At 51.8% G+C, this 20063-nt stretch carries 14 protein-coding genes and 1 other RNA gene; 1 reads left to right on the top strand and 14 read right to left on the bottom strand.

The window, feature by feature from the left end; all coding sequences use genetic code 11:
• Nucleotides 1-2 precede the first annotated feature (2 nt).
• The 12 genes from QQZ17_RS05575 to garP all read right to left on the bottom strand — a co-directional run bounded on the left by QQZ17_RS05575 (nt 3) and on the right by garP (nt 16027).
• Nucleotides 3-1334, bottom strand: coding sequence for an amino acid permease (locus tag QQZ17_RS05575; protein ID WP_152406097.1), 1332 nt, complete (start codon nt 1332-1334; stop codon nt 3-5).
• 723 nt (nt 1335-2057) lie between these two features.
• Nucleotides 2058-3422, bottom strand: a complete 1365-nt coding sequence (gene tdcG, locus QQZ17_RS05570; protein WP_152406098.1) for an L-serine ammonia-lyase — start codon at nt 3420-3422, stop codon at nt 2058-2060.
• An 85-nt stretch (nt 3423-3507) separates the two neighbouring features.
• Nucleotides 3508-5802 (bottom strand): 2-ketobutyrate formate-lyase/pyruvate formate-lyase, encoded by a 2295-nt coding sequence (gene tdcE / locus QQZ17_RS05565; protein ID WP_102602845.1) that lies wholly within the window; start codon nt 5800-5802, stop codon nt 3508-3510.
• Between the two features lie 33 nt (nt 5803-5835).
• On the bottom strand, nt 5836-7044 hold the full coding sequence (tdcD, locus tag QQZ17_RS05560; RefSeq protein ID WP_152406099.1) for a propionate kinase: 1209 nt from the start codon (nt 7042-7044) through the stop codon (nt 5836-5838).
• Nucleotides 7045-7075: 31 nt separating this feature from the next.
• Nucleotides 7076-8407, bottom strand: a complete 1332-nt coding sequence (gene tdcC, locus QQZ17_RS05555; protein WP_152406100.1) for a threonine/serine transporter TdcC — start codon at nt 8405-8407, stop codon at nt 7076-7078.
• Between the two features lie 34 nt (nt 8408-8441).
• Entirely contained in the window at nt 8442-9431 is a 990-nt protein-coding gene (gene tdcB / locus QQZ17_RS05550) for a bifunctional threonine ammonia-lyase/L-serine ammonia-lyase TdcB (protein ID WP_152406101.1), read from the bottom strand.
• Between the two features lie 99 nt (nt 9432-9530).
• A complete protein-coding gene (gene tdcA, locus QQZ17_RS05545) occupies nt 9531-10469 on the bottom strand; it encodes a transcriptional regulator TdcA (protein ID WP_042325209.1) in 939 nt (312 codons plus the stop codon).
• Nucleotides 10470-11321: 852 nt separating this feature from the next.
• Nucleotides 11322-11698: RNase P RNA component class A (gene rnpB, locus QQZ17_RS05540), an RNA gene on the bottom strand.
• A 32-nt stretch (nt 11699-11730) separates the two neighbouring features.
• Nucleotides 11731-12876 carry a glycerate 2-kinase gene (garK, locus tag QQZ17_RS05535; RefSeq protein ID WP_152406102.1) on the bottom strand — a complete coding sequence of 382 codons (1146 nt, stop codon included), beginning with the start codon at nt 12874-12876 and terminating at the stop codon, nt 11731-11733.
• 97 nt (nt 12877-12973) lie between these two features.
• Nucleotides 12974-13864, bottom strand: a complete 891-nt coding sequence (gene garR, locus QQZ17_RS05530; protein WP_152406103.1) for a 2-hydroxy-3-oxopropionate reductase — start codon at nt 13862-13864, stop codon at nt 12974-12976.
• 29 nt (nt 13865-13893) lie between these two features.
• Nucleotides 13894-14664, bottom strand: a complete 771-nt coding sequence (gene garL / locus QQZ17_RS05525) for a 2-dehydro-3-deoxyglucarate aldolase (RefSeq protein WP_046487582.1) — start codon at nt 14662-14664, stop codon at nt 13894-13896.
• Nucleotides 14665-14692: 28 nt separating this feature from the next.
• On the bottom strand, nt 14693-16027 hold the full coding sequence (gene garP, locus QQZ17_RS05520) for a galactarate/glucarate/glycerate transporter GarP (protein WP_152406104.1): 1335 nt from the start codon (nt 16025-16027) through the stop codon (nt 14693-14695).
• Between the two features lie 382 nt (nt 16028-16409).
• Here garP and garD point away from each other — a divergent pair, with 382 nt between their 5' ends.
• On the top strand, nt 16410-17981 hold the full coding sequence (garD, locus tag QQZ17_RS05515) for a galactarate dehydratase (RefSeq protein ID WP_152406105.1): 1572 nt from the start codon (nt 16410-16412) through the stop codon (nt 17979-17981).
• Between the two features lie 46 nt (nt 17982-18027).
• On the opposite strand, the gene QQZ17_RS05510 is transcribed toward garD, so the two are convergent.
• A complete protein-coding gene (locus QQZ17_RS05510) occupies nt 18028-18978 on the bottom strand; it encodes a sugar kinase (protein WP_152406106.1) in 951 nt (316 codons plus the stop codon).
• A 10-nt stretch (nt 18979-18988) separates the two neighbouring features.
• Complete coding sequence (locus QQZ17_RS05505) at nt 18989-19822, bottom strand: DeoR/GlpR family DNA-binding transcription regulator (protein WP_152406107.1); 834 nt, start codon at nt 19820-19822, stop codon at nt 18989-18991.
• Nucleotides 19823-20063 lie beyond the last annotated feature (241 nt).

The following is a 20063-nucleotide window of genomic DNA, read 5'->3' as shown; positions in this document are numbered from 1 at the left end:
AATCAGGAAAAAGCCAGGAACGGAGATACGCACAGCAGCAAACCGGTGACGATAATCAGATACAGCGACGCCCCTTTGTATTTGTGCAGTGCAGGAACTTTGTAGACCAGCCAGGCGGGGATCAAACATCCCACCATGCCGAAAATAGGGCTACAAATCGACGTAAAACTCAGAACCGGCGCGTTGAGCACAATAGCGCTCCAGGCCAGTAAAATGGCAAACAGCATGATGCCGCGCTGCACCAGCGTTTCATTGATCTTCTCAGCAGGCAGTTTGCGGCGCAGGATGTTCATCGCAATCCCCTGCGTGGCTTCGCGGAAACCTAAGTAGACGCCAAAGAATGCAGTCATCACGGCGAAAATGTTCAGGATGACACTCACGACTTTCACCCAACCGGCGCCTGCGCCGCTGATGAACTGTGCGGCAATCGCCAGAGCGGAAATATTCTGCTCATAGGCTTTAACCGCTTCATCGTGTCCCATTGCCAGCGTAAAGGAGACGGCGTAGAAGAAGACGGTGACAAACAAAATGCCGAAGGCAATGTTCATGGCGCGTAGCGCTTTATGACGTGCTACCTCGACGGATTTCTCACGGGAGCGGTAGGAGATCACCATCGGGCTCAGGGTCTGGATAAACAGGATCGAAGTCAGGGTAAACGGCAGCGTGATAATCGCGTTCTTCACCAGCAACCCCATCGGCGGCAATGCGCCAATATTGTACAGATGCCACATGCCAACCATCGACACACCCAGTGCCGCCACGACCAGCAGTTTGGTCAGCACCATACCGGTAGAGATTTTGAACAGCAGTTTCTCACCGCGCGAGGAGATAGCAACGAGAATGCAGATCAGCACCAGCCCATAGAAGGGATTATCGGACAGAAGCCCTTCTGTCACGCCAAAGGTATGCAGATAGGAAGCGCTGTCGTTGGTGATGGCCGTGGAATAGACGAACATCCAGATGACCAGCATCACGAAGTACAGCGCGCCTAACAGGATGCCCCAGTTTTTCCCCAGATACCCGCTGATGACGCTGGGATAGTCTTTGCATTCCGGGGATTCCGCCAGCGTATTGATAAACAAACGCTGAAACAGATACATGGCGGGATAACCGATAATCGATGAGAGCAAGAAGACCCACAGTCCCATCAAACCGACCTGAACCGGGAGAAAAACAATCCCCGCGCCAATCGCCATCCCGATACTCATAATTACCCAACCGGTGTCGGTGCTGTCGAATTTAATCGCTTCCCGCCACTCACTCTCTGTCATGCCAGCCCGGCGCGCTGGGGCGCTGGCGTCGAGAATGACACTACTGTTCGTTGCCGTTTCCATAAAACTCTCGCTCATTATGTAGGGTACATTTTTATTTTTTGTCGTGCCGCATCAAGGCGATACGCGGTACGGGATATGCAGGCGAGTCATTAGAATGGAAAAAAGCATACGCTCAGATTCAGAGAAAAACGTCACAAAATAACCCTGATATTTTCGATAAGTTAAGAAATATTTTCTATTAAAAAACACTACTGTGTTATTTTTTTCTAACATTGAAGAAGATCACAACAAAAAAGCACACCGAAGTGTGCTTTTAGATGACTGACAATGGATGAAATGCCCGATAGCGCAAGCTTATCGGGCCTACAAACGGTGAACGTGTAGGCCGGATAAGGCGACAGCCGTCATCCCGCAAAAACAACTAAATGCCCGATGGCGCAGGCTTATCGGGCCTACAAACGGTGAACGTGTAGGCCGGATAAAGCGACAGCCATCATCCGGCAAAAACAACTAAATGCCCGATGGCGCAAGCTTATCGGGCCTACGAACGATGAACGTGTAGGCCCGATAAGGCGACAGCCGTCATCCGGCAACAACTAAATGCCCGATAGCGCAAACTTATCGGGCCTACGAACGATGAACGTGTAGGCCCGATAAGGCGATAGCCGTCATCCCGCAAAAACAACTAAACGCCCGATGGCGCAAGCTTATCGGGCCTACGAACGATGAACGTGTAGGCCGGATAAGGCGATAGCCGTCATCCGGCAAGCTTTCTGGCGTTAGCTAACTGCACACCACTTTGATAGCCAGGCCGCCGCGCGAAGTTTCGCGGTACTTATCGTTCATGTCCTTACCCGTCTCGTACATGGTCTCGATGACTTTATCCAGCGAGACGCGCGGCTCAGAGGTGCGGCGCAGTGCCATACGTGCGGCGTTAACGGCTTTAACCGCGTTGATCGCATTGCGTTCAATACACGGAATCTGTACCTGCCCGGCCACCGGATCACAGGTTAAGCCAAGGTTGTGCTCCATCGCGATTTCCGCCGCGATGCAAACCTGCGCCGGACTGCCGCCCAGCAGTTCAGTCAACCCCGCCGCGGCCATTGAACTGGCCACGCCGATTTCCCCCTGACAGCCGACTTCCGCCCCGGAGATTGACGCATTCATTTTGTACAGCGCCCCGATGGCCCCGGCCGCCAGCAGGTAGCGAGCAATGGAGTTGGCATTCAGCGGGCGACGGAATTTATCGTAATAAGCCAATACCGCAGGAATAATACCGCATGCGCCATTGGTTGGCGCAGTCACCACGCGCCCGCCTGCCGCATTCTCCTCACTGACCGCGAGCGCAAACATGTTGATCCAGTCGATGACGTTCATCGGATCGCTGGAGAGACTGTCATTGGAGACCAGCAAACGGCGTAGCGCCACCGCGCGACGCGGCACATTCAGCGGACCGGGTAAAACCCCTTCGGTATTCATCCCGCGTTCAATGCCACCCTGCATCACATCCCAGATCTGGGCGAACCCGGCATCAATCTCCGCCTTACTGCGCAGCGCCAGTTCGTTTTGCATCATCAGTCCGGAGACCGAAAGGCCGTTGTGCTCACACAGTTTCAGCAATTCTCTGGCGGAATGGAAATCATAAGGGACCGGCGTTTCTACGTCGTGCGCCTGACCAAAGCGCTCTTCCTCCACGATAAACCCGCCGCCAATGGAGTAGTAGGTTTTACTCAACAGCGTGTCCTGGTTTTCCCAGGCGGTGATCCGCATTCCGTTCTCGTGCCGTGGTAGCGTTTCTTCATGAAAAATAATGCTCTCGGCAACCGGGAAATCAACGACATGCGTCCCCTCAGCAACCGGCAATCGACCGGTACGGGTCACCTCGCCAATAAACGCGGGGATGGCGTCAATGTTGACGCTTTGCGGACTGTTCCCGGCCAACCCCATCATAATGGCGGTATCAGTCGCATGGCCTTTCCCGGTCAGCGACAGCGAACCATACAGATCAACCGACATGCGCGTCGTGCGCGATAAGCGTCCACTGCTGACCAGTTGATCGATAAAACGTTTTCCTGCATTCATCGGGCCTACGGTATGGGAGCTGGAAGGACCAATGCCAGGTTTGAAAATATCGAATGCGCTAATCATTTTTACACCCTCGGACTCGTTCAGTGGAGACCAGGTTTTCATACGCATAGTGAATCGGGGCGATCCGCAGACCGCCCCGATAACGTTACATCGCCTGGGTGAAAGTACGCGAAATGACGTCCTGCTGCTGCTCACGGGTGAGCGCGTTGAAGCGCACAGCGTAGCCGGAGACGCGGATCGTCAGGTTCGGATAGTTTTCCGGATGTTCAATGGCATCCAGTAACATCTCCTTGTTCATTACGTTAACGTTCAGGTGCTGCCCACCTTCCACGTGTGCTTCATGATGGAAGTAACCATCCAGCAGCCCGACCAGGTTGGTCTTGCGCACCGGATCCTCTTTCCCAAGTGCCGCAGGCACAATCGAGAAGGTGTACGAAATCCCGTCCTTCGCGTAGGTAAACGGCAGTTTCGCGACCGAAGTCAGCGAGGCAACCGCGCCTTTGCGATCGCGTCCGTGCATCGGGTTAGCGCCCGGCGCGAATGGCGTCCCGGCGCGACGTCCGTCCGGGGTATTCCCGGTTTTCTGCCCGTACACCACGTTGGAGGTAATGGTCAGAATCGACTGCGTCGGTACCGCGTTCCGGTAGGTTGGCAACACTTTAATTTTCTTCATAAAGCGTTCAACCAGATCGCAGGCGATGCTGTCCACGCGCTCGTCGTTATTTCCGTATTGCGGATATTCCCCTTCAATCACGAAATCAACTGCCAGCCCGTTATGGTCACGAACCGGTTTCACCGTTGCATACTTGATGGCAGAGAGCGAATCCGCCGCCACCGACAGTCCGGCAATACCGCATGCCATCGTGCGATAAACGTCGCGATCGTGAAGCGCCATCAGCGACGCTTCGTAACTGTACTTGTCGTGCATGTAGTGGATGATGTTCAGCGCGCTGATGTACTGCACCGCCAGCCAGTCCATAAAGTGATCCAGACTGTCCATCACGGTGTCGTAATCCAGCACGTCGTCCAGCAGCGGCGCGGTTTTCGGCCCCACCTGGATTTTCAGCTTCTCATCCACACCGCCGTTGATCGCATACAGCAGCGTTTTGGCGAGGTTGGCGCGCGCACCGAAGAACTGCATCTGTTTACCGATCACCATCGGACTCACGCAGCAGGCAATCGCGTAGTCATCGCTGTTAAAGTCGGTACGCATCAGATCGTCGTTTTCATATTGCAGCGACGAAGTGACGATAGAGACCTGCGCGGCATACTTTTTAAACGCAATCGGCAGCGCTTCTGACCACAGCACGGTGAGGTTGGGTTCCGGTGCCGGTCCCATCGTGTGCAGCGTATGCAGGTAACGGAAGGCGTTTTTGGTCACCAGTGTGCGACCATCCAGCCCCATCCCGCCGATCACTTCCGTCGCCCAGATCGGGTCGCCGGAGAACAGTGTGTCAAACTCCGGCGTACGCAGGAAGCGCACCATGCGGATCTTCATAATGAAGTGGTCGATCAACTCCTGCGCCTGTTGCTCTGTGAGGATCCCGGCGTTAAAGTCGCGCTCGATATAAATATCGAGGAACGATGCGGTACGGCCCAGCGACATCGCGCCGCCGTTTTGTGATTTCACCGCCGCCAGATAGGCGAAGTAGACCCACTGTACCGCCTCTTGCGCGTTACGCGCCGGACGAGAGATATCGCAGCCATATTTCGCCGCCATCTCCTGCATTTGCAGCAGCGCGCGACGGTGCTCCGCCAGTTCTTCACGCAGACGAATCGTGGCTTCCAGACTCTGTCCCCACTCCAGATTCGACTGGAGATCGGCAAACTGCAGTTCACGCTCACGAACCAGATAGCGGATGCCGTACAGCGCTACGCGACGGTAATCACCGATAATACGCCCACGACCGTAGCCGTCCGGCAAACCGGTCAACACACCGGATTTACGGCAACGCAGCATGTCCGGAGAATAGGCGTCAAAAACGCCCTGGTTGTGCGTTTTACGCAGCTCAGTGAACAGGTATTCGAAGTTCGGATCCATTTCACGACCATAAGCATCGAACGAGCTTTTGATCATGTTGACGCCGCCAAACGGATGCAGCGCGCGCTTCAGCGGTTTATCCGTTTGCAGACCGACTATCTTCTCCAGTTCTTGCTCGATGTAACCCGCATCGTGTGCAGTAATGGTGGTCGCAATATTGGTATCGAAATCGACTGGCGCATGCGTCGCGTTTTCGATACGAATGCCCGCCATCACCTTTTCCCACAATGCGGTGGTTGCAGGCGTTGCGTCAGCGAGGAAGGATTCATCCCCTTCATAAGGCGTATAGTTGTGCTGAATAAAATCACGGACATTAATTTCTTCTTTCCAGTCCGTACCTTTAAAGCCAAGCCATGCTTCGGCATACAGCATATCGCTGGTATCGATATCTACCTTCATGAAAAATAATCTCTCTACAGAACTACAAATAAATTAGGCGTATTCCATGGCTGCATTAATGCGGCCTAATTGAATCGCATCGAGCGCAATCATTTTTTCTTCGTTCGTCGGGATCACGGCGCAATTAACCTGGGCATCACGGGTGGAAATAATGCGTTCGCCATGAGAATTCGACAGGTTATTTCGGTCGCTGTCAATATTCACCCCCAGTACCGCCAGATGTTCAACCACCAGGCGACGAATTAATACCGAGTTCTCACCAATACCGCCGGTAAAAATAATGCCATCCAGACGATGTAACGAGGCAGCATGACCGGCAATATGACGGGCAATTCGGTGAACAAAGGTTTTAATCGCCAGTTGTGCGCGCTCATGCCCTTCATGCCAGGCTTTTTCCAACACCCGCAGGTCAGACGACAGACCAGAAATCCCAAGCAAACCGGACTCTTTATTCACTACCCGCTCCAGATCGCTCAGAGTCTGATGGGTTTCACTGGCTACCCACGCCATCGCGCCGAAGTCCACGTCGCCGCTGCGTGTGCCCATCATCAGCCCTTCCAGTGGCGTCATCCCCATAGAGGTGTCGACGCTGTGTCCATTACGGACGGCGCAAATTGACGCACCGTTGCCGAGGTGGGCAATCACCAGGCCAGAGTCCTGTTCGGGCAGCGTTAGCAGTTCATGGGCACGTTGAGAAACATAGCGGTGCGACGTTCCGTGAAAACCATAGCGCCGCACGCCCAGTTCTTCGAAATACTTCCACGGCAGACCATACAGATAAGCCTCTGGCGGCATGGTCTGGTGGAAGCTGGTATCAAATACCGCCACCTGTGTGACGCCGGGGAACAGATGCTGTGCGGATTCAATCCCGCTCAGGTTCGCGTAATTATGTAACGGTGCCAATGGTGAAACACGGCGAATATTGTCAATCACCTCATCGGTAATAATGGCTGACTCGGTAAAGATATTTCCACCGTGAGCAATGCGGTGGCCAATTAAGGCCACGCTGTCATTTAAATTACGTTTTTCCAGTTCAAAAGCAATCGCCTTTAATGCGCCTTCGTAGCTGTGGTGAGCCAGTGTGACTGGCTCACCTCCATTTACAGATAAGAACGCATTTTCCGAATTAATACCATCCGCAATGCCTGCCATTAATACATCGCAGTTATTTGCATCCAGTACTGAAAACTTAATTGAAGACGATCCACAATTAATGACCAGAACTATCGGAAACTCATTCATTTCACTACTCCGCTCATCCTGAGCTTAAGGATTAAAACAGTTTGTACACGATATTCAGAATGGTCAGCAGACCAATGATGGTGACAAACACGTTATCCAGACGACCACGGTATTTCGCCAGCGACGGTGCCTTACGAATGGCATACATCGGCAGCAGGCACAGCAGTGAAGCAATAATCGGTGCACCCATCGCTTCAATCAGGTCCAGAATGTTCGGGTTGGCGTAGGCAACAACCCAGGTGGACCCCATGATGAAGATCATGCTGATGGTGTTGAGCTTGCCAGAGGACACCTTCGTTTTATCGCCTTTATAACCGAACTTCAGCACCAGACCGTTCAGCCCTTCCAGCGTTCCCAGATAGTGACCGAAGAAGGATTTAAAGATGGCAACCAGCGCAATAATGGACGCGCCATATTCCAGCACAGTGGCAAAAGTCGATTTCGTACCGGACAGGGACGCGAAATGGTTTGCCAGATAAGACAGTACCGGAATGTTTTGCGCTTTCGCATCCGCCATATTTGCCGGAGAGAGCGTGAACAGGCAGCTAAAGGCGAAGAACATGACCACGGCCACCATCAGCATGCTGGCGCGAGAAATGATCTGAGAACATTTCTGCTCGGTGTATTCACGACCAAAATCTTTCTCGTACTCTTCACGTTTAGAGACCACGAAAGACGAGACGATCGGCGAGAAGTTGAATGAGAACACCATGATGGAGATCCCCAGCCACACGGTGACCAGAATGCCATCGTGACCGGTTAACGCGATATTGCTGATATCGACCTGATCGATCACCGCAGAGTTCCAGTAAGGGATCAGCGACAGCGAGATCAGCACCAGGCTGGCAATGAACGGCCATACCAGGTAGCTCATCACTTTAACCATCAGATCCTTACCAAACCAGATAACGAACGCCATCAGCAGCAGCAGGAACAGGGCCACAAAGCCGCGGTTCAGCGCTGGCATCTGCAACTGGTTTTCCCAGAACGTCATAAACGTGTTGGTAATGGTGACGCCATAAATCCACAGCAGCGGACAAATCGCGAAGAAATAGAGGAACGTGATAACCACGCCGCCCGTCTTACCAAAGTGCTCTTCTACCGTTTCCGTGATGTTGCCAGACGGGTTTGACCCGGACAGACACAGACGCGCCAGCGCGCGGTGGCAATAAAAGGCGATGGGGTACGCCAGTACCAACATCAAAAGAATGGGGATTAAGCCGCCAAATCCTGCGCGGATGGGGAAGAACAACACCCCGGCGCCGATGGCAGTACCAAATAAACCCAGTGTCCAGGTGGTGTCCGATTTACGCCAGGACGACTGTTTTGTCTGGCTGGATACAATGCTGTCAGTAGTACTCATATCCTATCCTCAACGAAGAGATTAATAGCCGGATTTACGCGTCAGCTAAACCCGTAATTTGCGATACACGAGAAAGATCGATATTTCCGCCAGAAATGATGCTGACCGTTTTTCTGTTCTGGATATAACCATCTAATTTCCCACTTAATAAAGCAGCACATGCCAGTGCACCTGCACCTTCGGTCACCACTTTATTACGTTGAATTAAAGCAATCATGCTGTTGCGAATTTCGTCTTCGCTGACCAGGACAATGTCATCCACTAATTCACGCACAATTTCGTAGGTTAAATTACCCGGGCGGGAAACATCACAACCATCCGCCAGGGTGCCGGTCGTTCGGTGCGTGGTTATTTCTCCAGCCTGATAAGACGCCGCCATGCCGTGCACGTTTTCGGACTGCACGCCAATCACTTTAATGGTCGGGTTAATTGATTTAATGGCGATAGCAATACCTGCAATTAAACCGCCGCCGCCGATAGGAACAATCACGTTATCGACGTCATACAGGTCTTCCATAATTTCCAGACCGATAGTGCCCTGGCCGGCAATGACTTTCGGATCGTCATATGGCGGAATAAAAATACGCCCTTCCATTTCGACAATCTCACTGACCTTGGCGATGGTATCGTTGAAGTTGTCGCCGTGCAGCACCACTTCCGCAGAGTAATCGCAGGTGGCGGCCACTTTCGACTTCGGCGCGCCTTTTGGCATCACCACTTTGCCATCAATACCCAGCATTGCGCAGGAGAGGGAAACCCCTTGTGCGTGGTTACCCGCTGAACAGGCGACAACGCCTTTGCGTTTTTCTGCATCCGTCAATGAGCTGAGTTTGTTAAATGCGCCACGAATTTTAAATGAACCGGTACGCTGCATGTTTTCAAATTTAAGGAATATTTCCCCTTTGCACCGCTCACTAAAATAGTTTGAGCGAGGCATGCCTGTTTTATATATTTTCCCCGCCAGTCTTTTTTTTGCTTCGAGGATATCTTCAATGGCAACCGGGAGATCGTAAGTAATGTGCATTGTAACCTCTTACCTGATAGTAAAGTAATAGATAGCCGTAACCAACGTCTGATATTAAGATCGATGGTATGAATAAAGGATTAAATTAAATTTAATCGGTTAGTTGATTTCAATTAATTGCTTTCGCCTGCAACCTTTATAAGATGAATATTCTTTGGCTAATTCAACCAAAACAGAAGCAGCTTTTTTAATACGATAGTTTTTTGACCATATTGCGGCATAGCGCGCAATGGGTAACGATTCTTCTACAGGGAGAGTAATAAACTGGTTTGAACCAAAAGGTGCGGCCATATCGCACGGAATCACTGTCAGAAAATCAGCATTGAGAACAAGATTATAAATGGTCACAACAGAGTCAGTTTTAACGATGTTTTCAATGCTGATGCCATTTCTTTGCAGGGTGGTGAGGAGTTCGCTGTAGTAGCCCATATTCGTTTGTGGCAACACCCACTGTTCGTTCTGCAACGATTCCAGTGTGGTGGTGCCGGTGCATGTTCGGGACTTATTCGCCACCAGCACGAACTCCGACTCAAAGAGCGGCTCGACGTGCAGATCCTGCAATTTCATTTCGTCGCTGAGCGTACCAATCGCGAAGTCCAGTCTCCCGTCGCGGATCGCTGGCAGGAATGAGGAGAGTTGCGCCTCATACATGGAGACCTGCGATTTTGGGTAGACCTCTTTAAACTTCTGGATCATATCGGACATAAAGGTAAAACCAATCAGCGAAGGAAACCCGAATGAGATATCAACCACCGTGTTGTCGGTCATGCTGTTCATCTCATTCACCATGTTTTTCATCTCACGGGTGATGGATTCGGACCAGGAAAGTAAAACCTGCCCGGCATGGGTTAAGGTGACACCGGTATTTTTACGTACCACCAACTCAACGCCGAAATAAGCTTCAATATCGTTAATGATTTTACTGACAGCCGGCTGAGTTAACCCTAATTCTTTTGCCGCAGAACCGATAGAACCGCTTCTGATTACTTCCTGAAAGACCACCAACTGCTGTGTTTTTGGGAGAGCAAACGTATTCATATCGACCTGCGTTAATAACTTTGTTGACGGCGTGAAGTGTAACAAATTACGTGAAGCAGGATATGTGCGACTACTCACAAATTGCCTTCACCTATATTTAAAGGGGTTATTATAAAATAAATAACTTGTTTGAATTCAATTGATTACATAAATACCATGTCACTTTAGTCTGATTTTTGTCAAAAAAAGAGGGGGGGATAACAATATTTTATGGCGATAACACACGTTATTTTCACCTCAGGTTTAAAAATGAGGAATGACGATATTTCAAGCAATTATCGAGCAGTTAATGGCCAAATTGTTCATTAAATTTAATAAGTAATTTATCAAATATAATTATACTCAGGACATAAGTTGAGATAAATAACGTTATACATCACGTTTTTTTGCCTTATTTGTTTATAAAGAAACATTGAATTTATCATTAATTAAATATAAGCATACAAATAGTTATCATTTACAACAATGCATTAACACTGACATTTTTCACTTTTACAGAGTGTAATTTTATCTAAGAGAACGTTTGCTTTTCATTTCTCCCGACAAACTAACCACTGGCAGCGTTTTGTGTTGCTGCTCACAGAACCAGAAATCTCTTATTTGTGAGCAACTCAAAACCATGCCGGATGGCGATGCTATCGCATCTTATCCGGCCTACAGGAGCTACAGGAGCGGGGTCGACATTCGTAGGCCTGATAAGCGAAGCGCCATCAGGCAACAGCTGTCGAATCGTATCCGGCCTACAGGAGCGGGGTCGACGTTCGTAGGCCTGATAAGCGAAGCGCCATCAGGCAACAGCGTTGTTGCAGCCTGTAAAAGCAAAAACCCGCCGAAGCGGGTTTATACATTATGAGGTGAAGCTGACCGATAAGCCGGGTTCTGTCGTGGACAGTCATTCATCTAGGCCAGCAATCGCTCACTGGCTCAAGCAGCCTACCCGGGTTCAGTACGGGCCGTACCTTATGAACCCCTATTTGGCCTTGCTCCGGGTGGAGTTTACCGTGCCACGGACTGTTACCAGCCGCGCGGTGCGCTCTTACCGCACCCTTTCACCCTTACCTGATCCCACTTGCGTGGGCCATCGGCGGTTTGCTCTCTGTTGCACTGGTCGTGGGTTTCCCCCCCAGGCGTTACCTGGCACCCTGCCCTATGGAGCCCGGACTTTCCTCCCCTCCGCCTGTCTCCCTCGAAAGGGACGACGACGAAGCGGCGACTGTCTGGTCAGCTTCGGCGCGCAGTATAGAGGGTTTGCACGCCCTTGTCACCCCGCACTGCGCATTCCCACTGCCAGCGTCGCCGCAATGTTTCGCGATGCCCGGTAAATGTTGTCAAATGCGCCGCGAAAAGCCTCTTCCAGAGTACCAATACTGGTTAATACGCTGAACACGGCATCGATCCCATATTGATGCACCACGCCAACATCCCGCGTCAGACTGCCCGCAATACCAATCACCGGCTTGTGGTATTTCTTCGCTACGTTCGCCACGCCAACCGGCACTTTGCCGTGAATGCTCTGGCTGTCGATGCGCCCTTCACCAGTAACAACCAGCGTACAGTCGTGAATATGTTCTTCCAGATTGAGCGCCTGAGTGACTATCTCAATCCCGCTTTTCAGCTCCGCGCCGAGGAATGCCATCAGCGCCGCCCCCATGCCACCTGCCGCGCCTGCGCCAGGCACGTTTTTCACATCCACACCCAGCGATTTTTTAATGATGTCTGCGTAGTGAGCCAGATTGCGGTCCAGTTCGAGGATCAACGCCTCCGTCGCCCCTTTTTGCGGACCAAAGATCCGCGAGGCGCCCAGCTCGCCCACCAGCGGATTAGTCACGTCACAAGCGACGCGGATAGCACAGTCTTTTATGCGCGGATCCAGACCAGACACATCAATGGTGTTGAGACTATTCAGGCTGCCGCCACCGTAGCCCATTTCAGTTCCGTTGGCATCGCACAACTTCGCCCCCAGCGCCTGAACCATCCCGGCTCCACCATCATTGGTCGCGCTCCCGCCAATGCCGATAATAATATTGCTCGCCCCACTGTCCAGCGCCTGCAAAATAAGCTCCCCGGTGCCGCGCGAAGTGGTGATCAGTGGGTTACGTTTATCGGGGGGAACCAGCGCCAGTCCGCTGGCTGCCGCCATTTCAATAAATGCGGTCTTTCCATCGCCTGACATGCCCCAGCTGGCATTCACTTTTTCACCCAGCGGTCCGGTCACCAAAGCGGAATGTGCAGAACCGTGCGTGGCGGCAATCATGGCTTCAACCGTCCCCTCACCACCATCGGCGACCGGAACGGAAACATACTGCGCATCGGGGAAAATTTCCCGAAATCCTTTTTCTATCGCCTGCGCTACCTCAGTAGCAGAAAGGCTTTCTTTATAAGAGTCTGGGGCAATTACGATTTTCATGATGATCGCCTGTTACTGCACAACGCCGGATGGCGTTTTACTTATCCGGCCTACAATCCAGGCCCGGATCGCGACGCGCCATCCGGGCACAAGGTCATTAGCGAGTGACTTCCACTTTCGCCAGTTTTTCGTAATAGCACGCCAGCGCACTGTGGTCGGCGGTTCCCAGGCCGTCAGCACGCAGCGCCTGCATCATCTCCATGACTGCCGCAGTCAGCGGAAGCTGAGCACCAACACCGTGAGACGTATCCAGCGCGTTAGCCAGATCTTTAATGTGCAGGTCGATACGGAAACCTGGCTTGAAGTTACGGTCCATCACCATCGGCGCTTTCGCATCCAGTACGGTACTGCCCGCCAGGCCGCCACGGATCGCCTGATAGACCAGATCCGGATTCACACCGGCTTTGGTTGCCAGCGTCAGCGCTTCGGACATCGCCGCAATGTTCAGCGCCACAATCACCTGGTTTGCCAGCTTGGTGACGTTACCCGCACCGATGTCACCGGTATGAACAACGGAACCCGCCATGGCTTTCAGCAGGGGGTAGTACTTATCGAAAATCGCCTTGTCGCCGCCAACCATCACCGACAGCGTGCCGTCGATAGCCTTTGGTTCACCGCCACTCACCGGCGCGTCCAGCATATCGATGCCCTTGGCTTTCAGCGCGTCGCTGATTTCACGGCTCGCCAGCGGCGCGATAGAACTCATATCGATCAGCACTGTGCCCGGTTTTGCCCCTTCGATAATGCCGCCTTCGCCCAGCGCAACCTCTTTCACATGCGGAGAGTTCGGCAGCATGGTGATGATGACATCACACTGCTCAGCAATCGCTTTAGCGTTAGGAGCGGTTTCTGCGCCTGCCGCGATAACGTCAGCGATCGCTTCAGGATTACGGTCAGAAACCACCAGCGAGTAACCTGCTTTCAGGAGGTTTTTACTCATTGGTTTACCCATGATACCCAGGCCAATAAAACCAACTTTCATAGTCATATCAATAATCTCTCTTGTTTCGGTGGTGGTTATTTCTTAAAGGAGTCAGCCAGCTTCTGCGTGGCGGAACGGAACACGCCCAGGTCGCTACCGACGGCAACAAACGTAGCGCCCCATTCCAGATAGCGACGTGCGTCGGCATCAACCGGTGCCAGAATGCCGCTCGGCTTGCCGTGCGCTTTCGCGCGGGCAAAGATGTGCTGAATGGCTTTTTGCACCTCAGGATGAGACGCATTGCCGAGGTGGCCTAACGCCGCAGCCAGATCGCTTGGGCCAACGAAAATGCCGTCGACGCCTTCGGTGGCAGCGATAGCATCGACGTTATCCACGCCCTGCTGGCTCTCAATCTGCACAATGATGGTGATGTTCTTGTTGGACTGCGCGAAGTAATCCGGGACGGTACCAAACATGTTGGCGCGATGCGATACAGACACCCCGCGGATCCCTTCTGGCGGATAGCGCGTTGATGCGACGGCATTCACCGCTTCTTCTTCCGTTTCAACAAACGGGATCAGGAAGTTGTAAAAACCGATATCCAGCAGACGCTTGATAATGACCGGCTCATTGGTTGGTACACGCACAACCGGCGCACTGGCACTGCCTTTCAGCGCCATCAACTGCGGAATAAAGGTAGAGACATCGTTTGGCGCATGTTCGCCATCCAGCACCAGCCAGTCGAAGCCCGCCAGTCCTAAAACTTCGGTACTGATTGGGCTTGCCAGCGCTGACCAGCAGCCGATCTGAATCTGATGCGCAGCCAGCGCTGCTTTGAACTTGTTCGGGAAAATGTCGTTATTCATCACTTTTACCTTGTCACTTAACCGTTAATTATTTCTGCAGTTCCATACGTTTAATGTCACCGACAATAAACAGGTAGCACACCATTGCCATTAGCGCGGAACAACCAACGAATACCAGCGCAGCGTTGAAGGAGTGCAGTTCACTTACCAGGTAACCGATAACCAGTGGCGTTACGATGGATGCCACATTGCCAAAGACGTTAAATACTCCGCCGCACAGGCCAACAATCTCTTTCGGTGCGGTATCCGAGATAACCGGCCAGCCCAGAGCGCCAAATCCTTTACCAAAGAAGGCCAGCGCCATCAGCGTCACCACCAGCGCGGTGTTGTCGGTGTAGTTGCACAGAATGATGGTGGAGGCCAGCAGCATTCCCAGCACAATTGGCAGCTTACGTGCAACGGTGATAGAAAAACCGCGCTTAATCAGATAGTCCGAGAACACACCGCCCAGCACGCCGCCGGCGAAACCACACAGTGCCGGAATCGAAGCCACCAGACCCACTTTCAGGATCGACATCCCTTTTTCCTGCACCAGGTAAATCGGGAACCAGGTCAGGAAGAACCAGGTGATGGTGTTGATGAAATACTGTCCGAAGAACACGCCGAGCATCATGCGGTTGGTCAATAACTGCTTGATGTAATGCAGTTTCGGACCACTGGCCACTGCGCTGCCAGGCTTTTTGTGGTCCATATCCACGACCGCACCGTTTTCAGAGATGAACTTCAACTCTTCTGCGGACATCCGCGGATGGTCAGTGGGGTTATGAATCAGTTTGACCCACAGCGCCGTCAGGACAAACCCGATGACGCCCATCACGGTAAAGACGTGCTCCCAGCCCCAGGCAAAGGTCAACCAGCCCAGCAGCGGCGAGAACAGTGCCAGTGAAAAATACTGAGCAGAGTTAAAGATGGCCGACGCGGTTCCACGCTCTTTGGTCGGGAACCAGGCCGCGACGATACGGGCGTTTGCCGGGAACGAAGGCGCTTCCGAGAAACCCAACATAAAGCGCATAAAGAACATCGAAACTCCCGCCCAGGCCAGCGGGAACATATCCACGAAGCCTTGCAGGAAGGTGAACAACGACCAGAAGAACAGGCTGTAGGTGTAAACTTTTTTCGAGCCAAACTTATCGAGCAGCCAGCCGCCAGGGATTTGCATCAGCAGGTAGGCCCAGCCAAATGCAGAGAAGATGTAACCCATTGACACGGCGCTCAGTTGCAACTCTTTGGCGACTTCGGTTCCGGCAATGGATAGCGTCGCCCGGTCCGCATAGTTAACCGCTGTGACAATAAAAATTATCAGCAGAATTAAATAGCGTGTATGCATACCTTTCTTTTTTTCTTCAACTGTATCCAGGATCATTTTATTTACCTCAGGGACTTAAGCAGACATATTTATTATTATTTATTGATGACAGACGCTATCGCTTATTAATTAATGCAGATACTCATTTCGTGATTCAGTATAATCAGGCGGGAAGCATTAAGCATTATGCAGATGCTCACTAACAATGCCCATTACAAATAATATCTTGAGCATATGCACATAACGCTGGGCGCTGATGCACATATTTACGCTTTACTACCCCTGATAGCAGGGCTTTCACCATAACGAGTGATCTGGATCACATTCTTAATTTTGAACTCCTGACATCCTTATTTCACGACAGGACATCCTTATTTTAATAATCAGATTCGTAGAACCCTCTATATTAATATCACCCCCGGCTGGAGAATACTGGACAATGGCCAACATCGAAATCAGACAAGAATCGCCGAGCGCATTTTATATAAAGGTCCACGAGACAGATAATGTGGCGATCATTGTTAATGACAATGGTTTGAAAGCCGGGACGCGTTTCCCGGATGGACTGGAGCTTATTGAGCATATTCCACAGGGACATAAAGTCGCGCTGGTGGATATTCCGGTTCATGGCGAAATCGTACGTTATGGTGAAGTGATCGGCTACGCCGTGCGCGACATTCCGCGTGGAAGCTGGATTGATGAATCCATGGTTGAGCTGCCGAAAGCCCCGCCGTTGAATACCCTGCCGCTGGCGACCAAAGTACCGGAACCACTGCCGCCGCTGGAAGGCTATACCTTTGAAGGGTACCGCAACGCCGATGGCAGCGTGGGCACCAAGAATCTGCTCGGCATCACCACCAGCGTGCACTGCGTGGCGGGCGTGGTGGATTACGTCGTCAAAATCATCGAGCGCGATCTGTTGCCTAAATACCCGAACGTCGATGGCGTGGTGGGACTTAACCACCTGTACGGCTGCGGCGTGGCGATTAACGCCCCTGCTGCGGTGGTACCTATCCGCACCATCCATAACATCTCACTGAACCCAAACTTTGGCGGTGAAGTGATGGTCATTGGCCTGGGCTGTGAAAAACTACAGCCGGAACGTTTGCTGGAAGGCACGGACGATGTGCAAAGTATTCCGGTAGATAGCGCCAGCATCGTCAGCCTGCAGGACGAGAAGCACGTGGGCTTTCGCTCCATGGTCGATGATATCCTGCAGGTTGCTGAGCGCCATCTGGCCAAGCTGAACCTGCGCCAACGCGAAACCTGCCCGGCCTCTGAACTGGTCGTCGGAATGCAGTGCGGCGGCAGCGATGCGTTTTCCGGCGTGACGGCAAACCCGGCGGTGGGCTATGCCTCTGACCTGTTGGTACGCTGCGGGGCCACGGTGATGTTCTCTGAAGTCACCGAAGTCCGTGATGCTATTCATCTGCTGACGCCTCGCACCATCAACGAAGAGGTCGGTAAACGTCTGCTGGAAGAGATGGCCTGGTACGATAACTATCTCGATATGGGAAAAACTGACCGCAGCGCTAACCCCTCTCCGGGTAACAAAAAGGGCGGTCTGGCGAATGTAGTGGAAAAAGCGCTGGGCTCAATTGCGAAATCCGGCAAAAGCGCGATTGTCGAGGTGCTCTCTCCGGGTCAGCGTCCGACCAAACGCGGTCTGATTTATGCTGCGACACCCGCCAGCGATTTTGTCTGCGGCACACAACAGGTGGCTTCCGGGATCACCGTGCAAGTGTTCACCACCGGTCGGGGCACCCCATATGGCCTGATGGCCGTGCCGGTCATTAAGATGGCGACCCGTACTGAACTGGCAAACCGCTGGTACGACTTAATGGATATCAATGCGGGCACCATCGCCACAGGCGAAGAGACCATTGAGGACGTCGGCCAGAAGCTGTTCGAGTTTATTCTTGATGTCGCCAGCGGCCGTAAAAAAACCTTCTCCGACCAATGGGGACTACACAACCAGCTGGCGGTGTTTAACCCGGCGCCAGTGACCTGATGCTCTTCTTGTGAAATGAAAAGGTATGGTTCAGGCCATACCTTTTTTATCCTGACTGCTGCGACAGTAATGCTTCAATTTGCGCTAACGTCGAGGTGCCTTCCATTGGCCCACGTTGCGATATCGCCAGCGAGCCTGCGGCATTAGCATGGGCAAGCGCATCCGGTACCGAATATCCCGCGAGGAACAAACTGACAAAGGTGGCGCCAAAGCAATCCCCTGCGCCTGTAGGATCAACAACCGTCACCGGACACCCGGCTACGTGATACTGCTCGTCCGCAGAGTAGTAGCTGGATCCACGCGGACCCCGTTTCACCACGACATGCCTGATCCCGCGCTGGTGCAAACTCCCGACAATTTTGTCTTCATCGCGAAATTTACTGAGCCCAAAATAGTCCAGTTCTCCATCACTCGGCAGAAAGAAATCTGTGTAATCCAGAATATATTCAAAAGCTTGTGACATTTCGCGGATATTCAGCATCTCTTTACGAATATTGGGATCAAATGAAATCGTGCCACCATTTTCTTTAACAATACCAATAACTTTGCGCACCGCATCGATCAAACGGAATGAAAACAACGACGAGCCCATAATATGAAAGTGATGACATTGTTGCAGTAATTCCTCATCAAGATGCCCCGCGCTCAGTAAACCACAGGCGCTATTGGGCATGTTGAAGATAAAATCGCGCTGCGCCTGAGTTCGGTAACTGACAAATGCGCTGCCGGTTGTCGCATTAGGTAAAACAGAAATGCCCTTCACATTAACGCCATCACGGGCCAGTCGCGCAATATTCATTTCGCCGAAGGCATCGTTCCCGACGCAACTGAACAGCAGTGAACAAAAACCCAGTTTAGCCACCTGGTCGGCAAAAATAGCGGGGGCGCCGCTGGGATAAGGTCCCCAAAATTCGCCAGGTGTAGAAAAACCCTGATTCTCTTTTTTCGCCAGGAATTCGACGAGTAGTTCACCAAGTGTCGCAATAGTAATATTCATGCGTAGTCCTTCACCTTGTCAGATGCAAGGCGGGATTTATCCAGGTCAGACATTCATTGTTGGTATAGCTGTTCATTAAGCCGGCAGCAAGAAATCGCGAATGGTATTCTGCCGCAACAATCTGTGGAGTAATCACCGCACTGAGTGTATTCAGTTTGCTCACAGGATATCGTGCCTCTCCCCAGGCGGGCCGTTGAGCAACCACCGCAATGCACTGGCGGCTGTGCCGGAGAGATTCCTGTAGTAATATTGCCGCGCTCTCGCTAGCCACATTCAGGGTACCGTCTTCGCTGATGTGCTCAATCATCATCAGGGAGCAAGAGAGCGGGAACCGCTGTATAGCTTGCACGGCGACCTCCCCTTCAAGACACTGCCCGGTACTGTCGAGCGAGCCTCCCAGAAGCACAATTTCACCATCGATATAGTCCCTGGCCGGAGCAACATGCCCAAGATCATTGGTTATCAGGCACAGATCCCGGTAATCACCGAGAAAAGGCAGCGCTTTGCGCAGCACGCTCCCGGCACCAAGAAATAACGTGTCACCATCCGTAACCAGCCGCGCAACCTGTTTTGCCAGCTCCAGTTCCACGCTTTTTTCGAGACGTTGTGTATGCGCCACATCCGGATTCACGCTTGCGCTAACCGGTTGCGCCGTATAAATCGCCCCACCAAAGGAACGTTTCAGGTAACCCTGTTGTTCAAGGTAATTGAGATCGTTACGGATCGTCACTCCCGAAACCGCTAGCATTTCGGCCAAATCATCCACTTTAATTTCACCGTTCTTGCGGACGATTTCGGCAATGTCCAGACGCCTTTTCAAAAGGCTGGTAGATGGTTTTGCCACAACATACCCTTTTTTTCTGACCTGTCAGGAGTTTCTCCCGCGCGTTAACTTTCATTTTTAAATTTCCTCTGCGTGATGTCAATTGCGAAGCCTTCACAAACGCCTAAAAAAATCAAAACAAATCAATGATTTCAATAAATTAACTGATACTCCACTTCCTCCATTAACTTACAAAATAAAATAAATATCCAATAAATTACTTTCATTTTATAAAAAATATCCATTTTTTGTGCAGGACATC

The organism is Citrobacter sp. T1.2D-1 (assembly GCF_950098555.1).
Taxonomy (GTDB): Bacteria; Pseudomonadota; Gammaproteobacteria; order Enterobacterales; family Enterobacteriaceae; genus Citrobacter_A; species Citrobacter_A telavivensis.
Note: the sequence above shows the minus strand (reverse complement) of the source record. Positions and strands in the feature narration are given on the sequence as shown.

What these genes read in the sequence shown, in the direction of transcription:
- QQZ17_RS05575 (WP_152406097.1), bottom strand. Translation starts at nt 1,334, where the DNA reads ATGGAAACGGCAACGAACAGTAGTGTCATTCTCGACGCCAGCGCCCCA.
- tdcG (WP_152406098.1), bottom strand. Translation starts at nt 3,422, where the DNA reads ATGATTAGCGCATTCGATATTTTCAAACCTGGCATTGGTCCTTCCAGC.
- tdcE (WP_102602845.1), bottom strand. Translation starts at nt 5,802, where the DNA reads ATGAAGGTAGATATCGATACCAGCGATATGCTGTATGCCGAAGCATGG.
- tdcD (WP_152406099.1), bottom strand. Translation starts at nt 7,044, where the DNA reads ATGAATGAGTTTCCGATAGTTCTGGTCATTAATTGTGGATCGTCTTCA.
- tdcC (WP_152406100.1), bottom strand. Translation starts at nt 8,407, where the DNA reads ATGAGTACTACTGACAGCATTGTATCCAGCCAGACAAAACAGTCGTCC.
- tdcB (WP_152406101.1), bottom strand. Translation starts at nt 9,431, where the DNA reads ATGCACATTACTTACGATCTCCCGGTTGCCATTGAAGATATCCTCGAA.
- tdcA (WP_042325209.1), bottom strand. Translation starts at nt 10,469, where the DNA reads ATGAATACGTTTGCTCTCCCAAAAACACAGCAGTTGGTGGTCTTTCAG.
- garK (WP_152406102.1), bottom strand. Translation starts at nt 12,876, where the DNA reads ATGAAAATCGTAATTGCCCCAGACTCTTATAAAGAAAGCCTTTCTGCT.
- garR (WP_152406103.1), bottom strand. Translation starts at nt 13,864, where the DNA reads ATGACTATGAAAGTTGGTTTTATTGGCCTGGGTATCATGGGTAAACCA.
- garL (WP_046487582.1), bottom strand. Translation starts at nt 14,664, where the DNA reads ATGAATAACGACATTTTCCCGAACAAGTTCAAAGCAGCGCTGGCTGCG.
- garP (WP_152406104.1), bottom strand. Translation starts at nt 16,027, where the DNA reads ATGATCCTGGATACAGTTGAAGAAAAAAAGAAAGGTATGCATACACGC.
- garD (WP_152406105.1), top strand. Translation starts at nt 16,410, where the DNA reads ATGGCCAACATCGAAATCAGACAAGAATCGCCGAGCGCATTTTATATA.
- QQZ17_RS05510 (WP_152406106.1), bottom strand. Translation starts at nt 18,978, where the DNA reads ATGAATATTACTATTGCGACACTTGGTGAACTACTCGTCGAATTCCTG.